Genomic DNA, 12,694 nt, shown 5'->3' with positions numbered 1-12,694 from the left:
GACTCAGCCCTTGCGCTTCTGGACCTCTTCGGTCAGCTGCGGCGCGACGTTGAACAGGTCGCCCACCACACCGAAGTCGGCGATCTCGAAGATCGGCGCCTCGGCGTCCTTGTTGACCGCGATGATGGTCTTCGAGGTCTGCATACCGGCGCGGTGCTGGATCGCGCCGGAGATGCCCAGCGCGATGTACAGCTGCGGCGAGACCGTCTTACCGGTCTGGCCGACCTGGAACTGCGCCGGGTAGTAGCCCGAGTCGACGGCGGCGCGGGAAGCGCCGACGGCGGCACCGAGCGAGTCGGCGAGCGCCTCGACGACGTCGAACTTGTCGGCCGAGCCGACACCGCGGCCACCGGAGACGACGACCGAGGCCTCGGTCAGCTCCGGCCGGTCGCCGCCGACGATCGGCTCGACGCCGGTGATCTTGGCGGACTTCGCCGGGTCACCCGCGGGGACCTCGACGGTCTCCTCGGCGGCCGCACCTTCGGCCGGGGCGGCCTCGACCGCGCCCGGGCGGACCGAGATGACCGGGACACCCTTGGTGGACTTGGACTTCACGGAGAACGCGCCACCGAAGATGGACTGGTCGACGCTGCCGTCGCCGTTCACGCCGACGGCGTCGTACAGCAGACCGGAGCCGAGGCGGACCGCGACACGGGCGGACACCTCCTTGCCCTCGGCGCTGGCCGCGACGAGCACGGCGGCCGGGGAGGTCCGCTCCGCGAGCGCGGCGAGGACGTCCACCTTCGGGGTGACCAGGAAGCCGGTGGCGTTGTCGCCCTCGGCGACGTACACCTTGGCGGCGCCGTGCGCGGCGAGGGCTTCCTTCGCCTTGGCGGCGGTGCCGGTCGGGCCGACGACGACCGCGGACGGCTCACCCAGTTCACGAGCGGCGGTCAGCAGCTCGAGCGTGACCTTCTTGACTTCACCGTCGACGTGGTCGACGAGGACGAGTACTTCAGCCATTTCCCTATTCCTCCTCGAAACCTGTCTCAGATGAGCTTCTGCGCGACCAGGTAGGCGGCCACCTTGCTGCCGCCGTCACCCTCGTCCTCGACGCGCTCACCGGCGGTGCGCGGCGGCTTCGGGGAGGCTTCGAGCACGGACGACCACGCGTTGCCGAGGCCGACCTCGGCCGCGTCGACGCCCAGGTCCGCGACGGTCAGCGTCTCGACCGGCTTCTTCTTGGCGGCCATGATGCCCTTGAAGGAGGGGTAGCGCGGCTCGTTGATCTTCTCGCCGACGCTCACCACCGCGGGCAGGTTCGCCTCGAGGTGCGTGACGCCGTCCTCGGTGTAGCGGTCGGCCTTGATCGAGGTGCCATCGACGGTCAGCTCGTTCACGTGGGTCAGCTGCGGCAGGCCGAGCAGCTCGGCGATGATCGCCGGCACGGCGCCACCGCGGCCGTCGGAGGCCTCGTTACCGGTGATGACCAGGTCGAAGCCTTCGACCTTCGAGATCGCGGCGGCCAGCACCTTGGCGGTGGCGATCGCGTCGGAGCCGTGAAGGGCCGCGTCGGAGACGTGGATGGCCTTGTCGGCGCCCATGGACAGCGCCTTGCGGATCGCGTCGGTCGCGCGGTCGGGACCCACCGAGACGACGGTGACCTCGCCCTCGCCGGCTTCCTTGATCTTCAGTGCTTCTTCGACGGCCTTCTCGTTGATCTCGTCGAGCACGGCGTCGGCGGATTCGCGGTCAAGAGTGTTGTCGGCACCGGAGAGCTTCCGCTCCGAGTAGGTGTCCGGTACCTGCTTGACCAGGACAACGATGTTCGTCATGGGTCTACTTCGACCTCCCGTTAGTGGCCGGCGTCGGCCACGGGGCAACAGCTCTACTGGCCGGTAGATTAGGGCCATTTCAGCGCCGCGGCCCGCCGAGGTGACCTCATTCACCTGGATGCACGTTTTAGTGGGACCATCGTCCAGGTAATTCACCCGGAAGTGAGTGTAACCGGCCGACTAACCCGAACGGCCGTATTCCGGGGTACTCCCGGAGATGGTGAAGGGATAACCTGCCCCACCATGCGTTCCATGCCCGGCCCTGTCGCCGTGATCACGGACTCGACCGCCTGCCTTCCCGCCCCGGTCGCCGAACGCTGGGGAATCGGCGTCGTTCAGGTCCAACTGCAGGTCGGAGAGCAGTTCGACGAGGAGAATCGCTACGACCGCGAGGAGATCATCGGCCATCTGCGGGCGGGGACGCCGGTGAAGACGGCGCCGCCCGAGGTCGCCGCGTTCTTCTGGGCGTTCCAGGACGCCGCGAGCAAGGGCGCGTCCGCGATCGTCAGCGTCCACATCTCGGGACGGATGTCGGAGACGGTGAACGCCGCCCGCGAGGCCGCCCAGCAGGTGAACATCCCGGTGCACGTCCTCGACAGCGGGACCACCGGGATGAGCCTCGGTTTCGCGGCGACCTCGGCGGCCAAGGTCGCCGCCGCCGGCGGGCAGGCCACTCGCGTCATCGACGCGGCCGAACGCCGCTTCCGCGGCAGCCGGGAGATCCTCTACGTCGACACGCTGGAGTTCCTGCGCCGCGGTGGCCGGATCGGCGCGGCGCAGGCGTTCCTCGGCTCCGCGTTCTCGATCAAACCCCTGTTGACGCTGAAGAACGGCGAGGTCGCCCCGCTGACCCGGGTGCCGGGCCAGCGGCGGGCGCTCAACAAACTCGTCGACCTCGCGGTGGAATGCGCGGGCGACCGGGACGTCGAGGTCGCCATCACCCGGTTCGGACCGGACGAACGCGACCTCGAGATCGGCGGACGGCTGCGGGCACGGCTGCCGCATATGGTCGACAGCACCCTGGTAGACGCCAGCATGATCCTCGGCGCCCACCTCGGGCCCGGCGCCATCGGCATCACGGTGTCGCCGGTGTAATCCGCTTCGAGGGGATCAGCGCCAGCACCACCGGGAGCACCGCGCCCAGCGCCGTCGTCACGATGATCAGCACCTGGTCCACCGGCTCGAAATGCGAGACGTGACCAAGGTGGTACAGGAAATGCGGCAATCCGAAACAGAAGGTGGCGAGCGCCGCCAACCTGGCCACGGCGGTCGTCCCGATCACGGCGGCGCCGATCAGGATCGCGGAAAGCGCCAGGTTGAGGCCGCCGAAGTCCTGGATCAGGTGTTCGTTGAAGGGGCCGTCCATCGCCACCCAGCCGGTGCGGAACCCCGGGAAGTCCCGGTAGAAGCCCTCCGGGCTGAACAGCGGCCACAGCCCGACGGGCAGTTCGATGAGGCCGAAGACGACGAGCAGTACGCGGGTGAATGTCCGTTGCATACCTCCTGGACTGCGTGGCGCCGCGAAACGTGACACGCGAGCCGAAGTGACCGGCCGGTAGGGTCGCGGCGTGACCACCCCAGCCACCAGGGCCGAAGCGCTGCACCTCACCGGTGAACGCACCGTGCCGGGCATCGCCGAGGAGAATTACTGGTTCCGGCGCCACGAGGCCGCGTATCACAAGCTCCTGCCGCTGTGCGAGGGCAAGACGGTGCTGGAGGCCGGCTGCGGCGAGGGCTACGGCGCCGGGCTGATCGCCACCGTGGCCGAGCGGGTGCTCGCCCTCGACTACGACGTCCCCACCACCGAGCACGTCGCCCGCCGCTACCCCGGCATCGGTGTGGCCAGGGCGAACCTGGTGTTCCTGCCGCTGCGGGACGCCTCGGTCGACGTCGTCGCCAATTTCCAGGTGATCGAGCATCTCTGGGACCAGGGCGCCTTCCTCGCCGAATGCCGCCGCGTGCTCTCCCCCGGCGGACGGCTGATCGTCACCACGCCCAACCGGCTGACCTTCACCCCGGACAGCGACACCCCGCTCAACCCGTTCCACACCAGAGAGCTCGCACCGTCCGAATTGGACGGATTGCTGCGTGACGCCGGTTTCGTGGTCGAGACCCTGCACGGTCTCCACCACGGCGAGGGCGTCGCGAGGCTCGACGCCAAGTACGGCGGTTCGATCATCGACGCCCAGCTCGACGTCGTCATGGGGCAGCTGCCGGGACAGGCGACCTGGCCCGCGGAACTGCTGGCCGACGTCGAAGGCATCCAGGCCGCGGACTTCGCGATCCACGGTGAAGACCTCGACGCCAGCCTCGACCTGGTCGCCGTGGCGGTGCGCCGATGAGCGACTACGAGGGCACGTTCTGCCTCGTCGTGCACAGCCACCTGCCGTGGCTGCCGCATCACGGATCCTGGCCGGTCGGCGAGGAATGGCTCTACCAGGCGTGGGCGCATTCCTACCTGCCGATGGTCGATCTCCTGCGCCGCTTCGCCGACGAGGGCCGCGAAGACGTCCTCACCCTCGGGATGACGCCGATCCTCGCCGCCCAGCTCGACGACCCGTACTGCATCGACGCCTTCCACGACTGGCTCGGCCACTGGCAGCTGCGCTCCTGGCACGCGTCCACGCTGTGGCGCGGTGATCCGCTGCTGCGCGACCTCGCGGCGAGCGAGTACCGGACGGCGCTCAAAGCCTCGGAAGAGCTCGAAACCCGCTGGCGTCACGGCTTCTCCCCGATCCTTCGGTCCTTTGTGGACAACGGGACGATCGAACTGCTCGGCGGGCCGCTGGCGCATCCGTTCCAGCCGCTGCTCGACCCGGCGGTCCGCGACTTCATGCTGCGGGGCGGCCTGGCCGACACCGCGCTGCGGATCGGACGGCGTCCCGAAGGCATTTGGGCGCCCGAATGCGGCTACGCGCCCGGCATGGAGGCCGGATACGCCGCCGCGGGTGTCCAGCGGTTCATGGTCGACGGGCCTTCCCTGCACGGTGACACCTCGGCGGCGCGGACGGTCGGCGATTCCGACGTCGTGTGCTTCGGCCGCGATCTCGAAGTCACGTACCGCGTCTGGTCGCCGAAGGCCGGATATCCCGGCCATGCCGCCTATCGCGATTTCCACACCTGGGCACACGAGGTCGGCCTCAAACCCTCGCGGGTGACCGGCAAGACCGTCGAGCCGCCGGACAAGGCGCCGTACGACCCGGCGATGGCGACGGCCACCCTCGGCGGTCACGTCCAGGACTTCGTCGACACGGTCGTCGCCCGCCTGCGTTCGCTCAAAGCCGAGCACGGCCGCGAGTCGCTCGTCGTCGCCGCGTACGACACGGAACTGTTCGGACACTGGTGGCACGAGGGCCCTGCCTGGCTCGAAGGCGTCCTGCGCGCGCTGCCCGAGGCCGGCGTCCGCGTCACGACGCTCAAGGGCGCGCTCGAAGCCGGTCACCTCGGCGGGAAGGTCGACCTCCCGGCGTCGTCGTGGGGGTCTGGCAAGGACTGGCGGGTCTGGGACGGCGAGCAGGTCGCCGACATGGTGCGGGACAACACCGCGTTGCAGGACCGGATGCTCGACCTCGTCACCGGAATGGACACGACGACACGCGACTCCGTCCGCGATCAGGCCGTCGCCGAAGCGATGCTGGCGCTGTCGAGCGATTGGGCGTTCATGGTCACCAAGGACTCCGCCGCCGATTACGCGCGGCGGCGGGCGAGAGTGCACACGGAACGGTTCGACACGCTCGCCGGGCTGCTCCGGGAAGGAGCACTCGACCGCGCGCGGGAGACCGCGGCCGCGTTCCGGCGCGACGACGGGCCGTTCGGTCACGTCGACGCGCGTGATCTGCTGAGGAAATGACGAAAGGGGCACCATGGGGATCCACGACATCCCGCTGAAGACGCTCGCGGGCGAGGACACGACGCTCGGCGCGCTCGAAGGCAAGACGCTGCTGGTGGTGAACGTGGCGTCGAAATGCGGGCTGACGCCGCAGTACACCGGGCTGGAGAAACTCCAGGAACGCTACGCGGACAAGGGTTTCTCCGTCGTCGGGTTCCCCTGCAACCAGTTCGCGGGCCAGGAGCCGGGCACGGCGGAGGAGATCCAGACCTTCTGCTCGACGACGTACGGCGTTTCGTTCCCGCTGTTCGAAAAGCTGGATGTCAACGGGGAAAGCCGTCACCCGCTCTACGCCGAACTGACCAAGGCGGCCGACGCGGAGGGCGCCGCCGGCGACGTCCAGTGGAACTTCGAGAAGTTCCTCATCGCCCCTTCCGGTGAAGTGGTGGGGCGATTCCGCCCACGCACCGAACCCGAGGACGAGACGATCACCAAGGCGATCGACGCGACGATCGGCTGATTCCCGCCTTTCGCGAACGGGCGGGCTCACCGGAGTGATCCGGCGAGCCCGCCCGTTTCCTTTTCCGGCGGATCGGTGACCAAAGTCCCTCAACGGCGGCGACGCCGGGGCGATGTCCGGTTGAGCGATAACAAACCCTTGCCGCACAAGGGAAATCTTGACGTCTCATAGTGAAGCGCCGTACCCGATTGCACTATGGCGCCACCCGCCGCAGGAGGAGAAGACTCTTTCGTCGGGAGTCCCGCACTTCGTCAACGCCGACAACCAGAAAAGTGTGGCCGACATGATCGAAAACAATATGATCCCGGACGATTTCCTCTCCCTCGCGAGCGTGCAGGCGGCCGAGGAGGAGGCGTTGCTGAACCGGCAGAACGTGGTGGGTGTCGCGCTCGGTACCAAATGGTCCGGGGGCAGGGACACCGGCGAGAAGGCGATCACCGTCCTGGTCGACACGAAGATGCCGCACGAAATGCTGCGTGAAGACGACCTCGTCCCGGCGGCGCTGTCGGGTGTGCCCACCGACGTCCAGGAGGTCGGGGTGCTCCAGGCCGGTCGCAGCGTCGCCGCCCCCAAGGTGAACGGCGCCGCCACGATGGTCGACGAGCCCCAGGCTCCGACACTCGCCCGCCCCGACGAACTCGCCCGTGAGCAGGTCGGTCCGTTCACCCTCGCCAAGCGGTTCCGCCCGGCGTTCGGCGGGCTGAGCGTCGGCCACTTCAAGATCACCGCCGGCACCTACGGCACCGCGGTCTACGACGCGACGGCGCTGCCCGGCAAACCGCCGAGGTACTACATCCTGAGCAACAACCACGTGCTGGCGAACTCCAACGCCGCCGCCATCGGCGACCCGATCCTGCAGCCCGGCCCGTTCGACGGCGGCGTCGTCCCCACCGACGTCATCGCCAGGCTGAGCCGGTTCGTACCGATCAAGTTCATCCAGCCGGGGCAGCCGGTGCCCTTGAACTTCGTCGACGCCGCGATCGCCGAAGGCCAGTTCCACGACCTCGACCGGCGGATCTTCTGGGTCGGCGAGCTCAAGGGCACCAACGTGGCGCCCGCGGTCGGCACGCTCGTGCAGAAGACCGGCCGGACCACGAACTGGACGACCGGGCGGATCACGAACATCAACGCCACCGTCGACGTGAACTACGGCGGAGGCAGGGTGGCCCGGTTCGCGCAGCAACTGCTGACCACCGACATGTCGGCCGGTGGCGACTCGGGCAGTCTCGTGGCGGACCTGAGCGAGAACGCCGTCGGCCTGCTGTTCGCCGGTTCGCCGGTGGTCACGGTGATCAACCGGATCTCGCTGGTCGAAGCGTCGCTTGGGATCAGGGTGCATCCGTAGTGGCCGAAGACGTATCGGATGTCGATGCCGCCCTCGTGACGGCGTCCCGATGGCTCGACGACGTCCCCGGAGTAGTCGGGGTCGGGCAGGGCGAGGCCGAGGGGGCACCCACGATCGACGTGTGGATGACCCCCGGTCACGACTCCGGGCAGCTGCCTTCTCAGCTGCTCGGAGTGCCCGTCCGGGTCCGCGACTCCGGCGGTCCGGTGGAGGCTCAGCCGGACTGACCCGTCTCGATGACCGCCCGATTGCGGGTGGCGACGGACTCCGCGTCCGCCTTCACCACCCGCCGGCCGTAGGTGAGCAGGCCGTTGACCTCGTTCTCGACGTCGGTGGTCTGCGTGTAGATCGCGCCGGAAAGGCCGGTTCCGGCGACGATCCGTTCGAGGTGCTCGCCGACCTCGGCATAGCGCTTGGTCAGCTGTGCCGGGGTCGGCGTCATCTCGTAGGCCTGGGGCTCCCCCGGCCGGCGATGCCCGTCGACGACGAGGCCGAGCCCGCCGTACTCGCCGTCGACGATCACCCTGTGGTCCTTTACCGCGGGGCTCCCCGGCCCGACGTAGGTGGTCGTCGTAGACGTCACCCGCGCCGGTGTCCGGCCGGGAGAAGCAGCAGTTCACCCCGCTGTTCGCGACGACGTCCCTGGTCGGGTCGAGGTCCGGTGAGCGACGGCATGTCCTGCCAGACGAGCAGGCCCAGCCTGTCCGCAACCGCTGCCCTACGGCTCCTTCGACGCGTGTCACCTCCGCGCCGCCGGGTTCGCTGACGATCAGCTCCACCCGGGCGCCGCCTGTGACCTTGGGCACAACCGTCACCCCATCGAGATCGGGGGTCAGCGGCAGATCCCGGATATGCGCGGACGGCACCGGCTCCAGCCAGACGGTCTGCCGGATACCCGACGCGGCGGTGCAGAAGATCCCTTTCGGGTCGTTCCGCTGCTTGCCGACGGGATGCGTCGCGGCGTCGGTCCGATCCGTCACGCGGACGGTGAGTTCCTGCGATCCCGACGGACGCAGGACGTCGGTGATGTCGGCGCTGAAGGCCGTGTACCCGCCTTCGTGGACGGCCACCTCCTGGTTGTTGACCCGCACCGTCGCGGACTGGTCGACGGCGCCGAAGTGGAGCAGCACCCGCTGACCGTCCCAACCGGGCGGAACGTGGAAAACCTTGCGATACCAGAGGGTTTCGTCCCGCCGTCCGATGCCGGAGAGCGCCGATTCCGGCGGGCACGGCACCAGGATCCGCTCGCCGTACCCGTCGCGGCGGGGCGCGCCGCTGCCCGCGTACTCCCAGACGCCGTTGAGGTTCAGCCAGCGTTCGCGGACCAGCCGGGACGCGGGTACTCGGGCAGCGCGTTGCCGGGTCCGACCTGCGCGGACCACGGCGTCGAGAGCACCGGTTCGACGGTCTCGCAGGCCGGTCCGGCCGCGTTCACCGAAGACGTCATCGACCCGATGGTGGCAAAGATCGCCGCCCCCCGTCGCCCTCGATCGGTGTCACCTGTGGGGGTGATCGCCCCGTCCCGGCGCCGACCGACTCACGAGTAACCTCCACCCATGCGCGTGCTGATGTTGTCGTGGGAGTACCCACCCGTGGTCGTCGGCGGACTCGCACGGCACGTCCACGCCCTGGCCCGGCATCTCGCCCGGCAGGGGCACGACGTGGTCGTCCTGTGCCGTCACACGGCGGGCACCGACGCCGAGACCCATCCGAGGACCGATCGCGTGGTCGAGGGCGTCCGGATCATCCGGGTCGCCGAAGACCCGATGCACGTGACCTTCGAACGGGACCTCGTCGCGTGGACGCTGGCCATGGGGCACGCGATGGTCCGCGCCGCCACCGACCTGCTGCGCGGCTGGCAGCCGGACGTCGTGCACGCGCACGACTGGCTGGTCACCCATCCCGCGATCGCGATCGCGGAGGCCGCCAGGGTGCCGCTGGTCGGCACGATCCACGCCACCGAGGCCGGACGGCACTCCGGCTGGCTCTCGCATCCGCTGAACCAGCAGGTGCACTCCGTCGAGTGGTGGCTCGCGAACCGCTCGGACGCGCTGATCACCTGCTCGCAGGCCATGCGCCGCGAAGTGGCGCATCTGTTCGAGGTCGACGGCGACGCGGTCACCGTGATCCACAACGGCATCGAGGAACGCACCTGGCAGGTGCCCGCAGAGGAGGTCGCGCACGCGCGCGAGGTCTACAGCCCCTCCGGCGCGCCGCTGCTGCTCTACTTCGGACGGCTGGAATGGGAGAAGGGCGTACAGGATCTGCTCGCCGCGCTCCCCCGGATCCGCCGCGCCAAACCGGGGACGCGGCTGGTCGTCGCCGGCAAAGGCAGGCATCTGGAGGAACTGGTCGACCAGGCCCGCAAGCTGCGCGTCCGGCGCGCGGTGGACTTCGTCGGGCACCTGTCCGACCGCGAACTGCGCGCCGTGCTGGCCGCGGCCGACGCCGTCGTGCTGCCCAGCCGGTACGAACCGTTCGGGATCGTCGCGCTGGAGGCCGCCGCCGCGAAGGCGCCGCTCGTGGCTTCGACCGCGGGCGGGCTCGGCGAGGTCGTCGTCGACGGCGAGACCGGCCTGGCGTTCAGCCCCGGCGACGTCGACGCCCTCGGGGACGCGGTCGAGGCGGTGCTGGACGACGAGGTCGCCGCCGCCCGGCGGGCGTTGACCGCGCAGTCGCGGCTGGCCGCGGACTTCGACTGGGGCCGGATCGCCGAGGCGACCGTGGCGGTCTACCGGCGGGCTCGCGTCGCCGAGCCGGTGGAACTGGGGCGGCCGAAGATCGCCACCGGCAACGCCTTCGAGCCCTGAGCCCCCGCCGCACTCAAACGCATTCAGAGGACTAAACGCGGCGGGTCGCATTTAGTCCTCTGAATGCGGGGGGGGGCGGAGGGGAATCCGGGACGTCGGGGGACCCGGATCCCCCTCCACGAACGTCGCGGGTCGCGAGGGGCGCGACCCCCGGGGCTGCTCTAGGTGGCGAAGATCAGAAATGGCAGGGCCGGACACAGTCCGGCTGCACCGAGACCCCGGCCGAAGCGGACACCGCCGGGGCGGCGAGAGCGACGGCGAGGACGGCGAAGGTCGCGGCCAAGAGCGTTCTCAACTGCTTCTTCATGGTGGCTCCTCGGGGAAACGGGCGGAACTCCCACCCGGCGCCGAGCATCCGCGCGACCCGCCGCCGAAACAACGGGGGCTTCACTAGGTACCCCTACCTATTCGCGGTCCGTGACCGATTCGTCCGGTCCCGTGAGTGCTCGGAGTCGTATCACGCGTGATTGAAGCCGGAACTCGCGTGATTGAAGCCGAAGAAAGCCGCGGAGACCCCGCCCACTGCGGTGTGGGGGTGAGCGGGGTCCCCGCGGCGAGGCGCACGCCCGACAGCGCTACCGGAAGAGCGCGCGCGTGAAGCGGGTCCGGTGGCGGGGAGCCTCCGCCACCGGACCCGTTGGGCCACACCGTCCCAAACCGGTGTGGAACCCGGCCGCCCCGCGTCAGGTAGGGGCGGCCGGAGCCTCGATCAGTGCGTGGTCAGGTATCGCGCGTACGCACCGGTGGTGAGGAAGCTCGGCAGCTTCTCGCCCAGCGCGGTCTCGGTGAAGATCTCGTAGGCGTCGCCGAGCCGGGTGTCCTCGCCCAGTTCGGCCCGCACCGACGCCAGCTCTTCGTCCAAATAGGACACGGCGAGTTCGCGGGTGAGCGCGGTGCCGTCTTCGAGCTTCGTGCCGTTGCGGATCCACTGCCACACCTGGCAGCGCGCGATCTCGGCGGTGGCGGCGTCCTCCATCAGGTTGTGGATCGCCGCCGCGCCGGTGCCGCGCAGCCAAGCGTCGATGTAGCGCAGCGCGACGTTGATGTTGGCGCGGACACCGGCCTCGGTGACCTCGCCGCCCGCGCTGGCGACGTCGAGCAGATCCTCGGCCGTCACGACGACGTCTTCACGCAGCTTGCCGAGCTGGTTCGGCCAGCCGCCGAGGACGTTGTCGAACACCTCGCGGCAGACCGGGACGAGGCCGGGGTGCGCGACCCACGAGCCGTCGAAACCGTCGTTCGCCTCGCGTTCCTTGTCCTGGCGGACCTTCTCCAGCGCGGTCGCGTTGATCTCCGGGTCCTTGCTCGGGATGAACGCGGCCATGCCGCCGATGGCGTGCGCCCCGCGCTTGTGGCAGGTGCGCACCAGCAGTTCGGTGTAGGCCCGCATGAACGGGACGGTCATCGTCACCTGCGCGCGGTCCGGGAGCACGAAGTCCGCGCCGTGCGAGGAGAAGTTCTTGATGACGCTGAAGATGTAGTCCCAGCGGCCGGCGTTCAGCCCGGCGATGTGCTCGCGCAGTTCGTAGAGGATCTCCTCCATCTCGAACGCGGCGGTGATCGTCTCGATCAGCACGGTGGCCCGGATCGTGCCGCGCGGGATGCCGAGTTCCCGTTGCGCCAGCAGGAAGACGTCGTTCCACAGCCGCGCTTCGAGGTGGTTCTCGAGCTTCGGCAGGTAGAAGTACGGGCCGCTGCCGCGGGCCAGCAGCTGGCGCGCGTTGTGGAAGAAGTAGAGGCCGAAGTCGACCAGGCTCGCCGAAACCGGGCGGCCGTCGATGCGGATGTGCTTCTCCACCAGGTGCCAGCCGCGGGGGCGGGCGACGATCGTCGCGGGGTCGTCGCCGATCGTGTAGCGCTTGCCCGCCTCGGTGGTGAAGTCGATGTTGCGGCGGATCGCGTCGAACAGGTTGAGCTGCCCGTCGATCACGTTGTGCCAGGTCGGCGAGGTCGCGTCCTCGAAGTCGGCGAGCCAGACCTTCGCGCCGGAGTTGAGCGCGTTGACCGTCATCTTGCGGTCGGTCGGGCCGGTGATCTCGACGCGGCGGTCTTCGAGACCGGGCGCGGCCGGGGCGACCGACCAGCTGCTGTCGTCGCGGATCGCGTGCGTCTCGGGCAGGAAGCCCAGCGGCTCCTCACCGGACTGCAGCTTCTCGCGGCGCAGACGGCGCGCGTCGAGCAGTTCGCGGCGGCGGCCGGCGAACGCGTTGTCCAGTTTGGCCACGAAGTCCAGCGCGGCCGGGGTGAGGATCTCGGCGAACCGGTCACCGGCGGGTCCGCAGACGTCGATCCGGTAGTTCAGCTTCTCAACCATGGTGTGCCTCCGCTGGGGCTTCGCGAGAGATAGAAGGGGATGGGAGGTGGCGGTCTCCGCTGGGAGTCCGGAGACCGCCACCTGGCACCTACTTGCGAGGG

12 protein-coding genes and 1 pseudogene are annotated in these 12,694 nt (G+C 69.4%); 7 read left to right on the top strand and 6 right to left on the bottom strand.

What is annotated here, in order from left to right; genetic code table 11:
• Positions 1-3: 3 nt before the first annotated feature.
• Together AJAP_RS08020 and AJAP_RS08015 are read right to left on the bottom strand one after the other, a co-directional pair.
• The gene (locus tag AJAP_RS08020; RefSeq protein ID WP_037341881.1) at positions 4-963 is read right to left on the bottom strand and encodes an electron transfer flavoprotein subunit alpha/FixB family protein; all 960 of its coding nucleotides are present in this window, start codon (positions 961-963) and stop codon (positions 4-6) included.
• Positions 964-989: 26 nt separating this feature from the next.
• A complete protein-coding gene (locus AJAP_RS08015; RefSeq protein ID WP_038509322.1) occupies positions 990-1,775 on the bottom strand; it encodes an electron transfer flavoprotein subunit beta/FixA family protein in 786 nt (261 codons plus the stop codon).
• 243 nt (positions 1,776-2,018) lie between these two features.
• On the opposite strand from AJAP_RS08015, the gene AJAP_RS08010 reads away from it, so the two are divergent.
• A complete protein-coding gene (locus tag AJAP_RS08010; RefSeq protein WP_083650086.1) occupies positions 2,019-2,870 on the top strand; it encodes a DegV family protein in 852 nt (283 codons plus the stop codon).
• On the opposite strand, the gene AJAP_RS08005 is transcribed toward AJAP_RS08010, so the two are convergent.
• The gene (locus tag AJAP_RS08005; RefSeq protein WP_038509320.1) at positions 2,851-3,273 is read right to left on the bottom strand and encodes a hypothetical protein; all 423 of its coding nucleotides are present in this window, start codon (positions 3,271-3,273) and stop codon (positions 2,851-2,853) included. The genes AJAP_RS08010 and AJAP_RS08005 overlap by 20 nt on opposite strands.
• A gap of 70 nt (positions 3,274-3,343) precedes the next feature.
• On the opposite strand from AJAP_RS08005, the gene AJAP_RS08000 reads away from it, so the two are divergent.
• The 5 genes from AJAP_RS08000 (at position 3,344) to AJAP_RS07980 (ending at position 7,696) form a co-directional block, all read left to right on the top strand.
• Positions 3,344-4,117, top strand: a complete 774-nt coding sequence (locus tag AJAP_RS08000) for a class I SAM-dependent methyltransferase (protein WP_038509319.1) — start codon at positions 3,344-3,346, stop codon at positions 4,115-4,117.
• On the top strand, positions 4,114-5,625 hold the full coding sequence (locus AJAP_RS07995; protein ID WP_038509317.1) for a 1,4-alpha-glucan branching protein domain-containing protein: 1,512 nt from the start codon (positions 4,114-4,116) through the stop codon (positions 5,623-5,625). Before AJAP_RS08000 ends, AJAP_RS07995 begins: the two co-directional genes overlap by 4 nt.
• Before the next feature lie 13 nt (positions 5,626-5,638).
• Positions 5,639-6,124 carry a glutathione peroxidase gene (locus tag AJAP_RS07990; RefSeq protein WP_038509315.1) on the top strand — a complete coding sequence of 162 codons (486 nt, stop codon included), beginning with the start codon at positions 5,639-5,641 and terminating at the stop codon, positions 6,122-6,124.
• Positions 6,125-6,407: 283 nt separating this feature from the next.
• The gene (locus AJAP_RS07985) at positions 6,408-7,469 is read left to right on the top strand and encodes a chymotrypsin family serine protease (protein ID WP_174492006.1); all 1,062 of its coding nucleotides are present in this window, start codon (positions 6,408-6,410) and stop codon (positions 7,467-7,469) included.
• Positions 7,469-7,696: a hypothetical protein gene (locus AJAP_RS07980; protein ID WP_038509312.1), complete on the top strand. Its 228-nt coding sequence runs from the start codon at positions 7,469-7,471 to the stop codon at positions 7,694-7,696. The genes AJAP_RS07985 and AJAP_RS07980 overlap by 1 nt, the downstream gene beginning before the upstream one ends.
• Here the strand turns inward: AJAP_RS07980 and AJAP_RS07975 are convergent.
• Positions 7,684-8,904 (bottom strand): annotated as a pseudogene (locus AJAP_RS07975) (sugar-binding domain-containing protein). The gene AJAP_RS07980 and the pseudogene AJAP_RS07975 sit on opposite strands and share 13 nt — an antisense overlap.
• 121 nt (positions 8,905-9,025) lie before the next feature.
• Between AJAP_RS07975 and AJAP_RS07970 the strand changes: the two are divergent.
• The gene (locus tag AJAP_RS07970; protein WP_038509310.1) at positions 9,026-10,279 is read left to right on the top strand and encodes a glycosyltransferase family 4 protein; all 1,254 of its coding nucleotides are present in this window, start codon (positions 9,026-9,028) and stop codon (positions 10,277-10,279) included.
• A 175-nt stretch (positions 10,280-10,454) separates the two neighbouring features.
• Here AJAP_RS07970 and AJAP_RS45040 read toward each other — a convergent pair whose 3' ends face one another.
• Both AJAP_RS45040 and aceB read right to left on the bottom strand, forming a co-directional pair.
• On the bottom strand, positions 10,455-10,586 hold the full coding sequence (locus AJAP_RS45040) for a hypothetical protein (protein ID WP_255431241.1): 132 nt from the start codon (positions 10,584-10,586) through the stop codon (positions 10,455-10,457).
• A gap of 402 nt (positions 10,587-10,988) precedes the next feature.
• A complete protein-coding gene (gene aceB / locus AJAP_RS07960; RefSeq protein ID WP_038509306.1) occupies positions 10,989-12,593 on the bottom strand; it encodes a malate synthase A in 1,605 nt (534 codons plus the stop codon).
• Positions 12,594-12,694: the final 101 nt, after the last annotated feature.

Origin of the sequence: Amycolatopsis japonica (genome assembly GCF_000732925.1) — a bacterium.
GTDB lineage: Bacteria > Actinomycetota > Actinomycetes > Mycobacteriales > Pseudonocardiaceae > Amycolatopsis > Amycolatopsis japonica.
Note: the sequence above shows the minus strand (reverse complement) of the source record. Positions and strands in the feature narration are given on the sequence as shown.

What these genes read in the sequence shown, in the direction of transcription:
- AJAP_RS07990 (WP_038509315.1), top strand. Translation starts at nt 5,639, where the DNA reads ATGGGGATCCACGACATCCCGCTGAAGACGCTCGCGGGCGAGGACACG.
- AJAP_RS07995 (WP_038509317.1), top strand. Translation starts at nt 4,114, where the DNA reads ATGAGCGACTACGAGGGCACGTTCTGCCTCGTCGTGCACAGCCACCTG.
- AJAP_RS08015 (WP_038509322.1), bottom strand. Translation starts at nt 1,775, where the DNA reads ATGACGAACATCGTTGTCCTGGTCAAGCAGGTACCGGACACCTACTCG.
- AJAP_RS08020 (WP_037341881.1), bottom strand. Translation starts at nt 963, where the DNA reads ATGGCTGAAGTACTCGTCCTCGTCGACCACGTCGACGGTGAAGTCAAG.
- aceB (WP_038509306.1), bottom strand. Translation starts at nt 12,593, where the DNA reads ATGGTTGAGAAGCTGAACTACCGGATCGACGTCTGCGGACCCGCCGGT.
- AJAP_RS08010 (WP_083650086.1), top strand. Translation starts at nt 2,019, where the DNA reads ATGCGTTCCATGCCCGGCCCTGTCGCCGTGATCACGGACTCGACCGCC.
- AJAP_RS07970 (WP_038509310.1), top strand. Translation starts at nt 9,026, where the DNA reads ATGCGCGTGCTGATGTTGTCGTGGGAGTACCCACCCGTGGTCGTCGGC.
- AJAP_RS45040 (WP_255431241.1), bottom strand. Translation starts at nt 10,586, where the DNA reads ATGAAGAAGCAGTTGAGAACGCTCTTGGCCGCGACCTTCGCCGTCCTC.
- AJAP_RS08005 (WP_038509320.1), bottom strand. Translation starts at nt 3,273, where the DNA reads ATGCAACGGACATTCACCCGCGTACTGCTCGTCGTCTTCGGCCTCATC.
- AJAP_RS07985 (WP_174492006.1), top strand. Translation starts at nt 6,408, where the DNA reads ATGATCGAAAACAATATGATCCCGGACGATTTCCTCTCCCTCGCGAGC.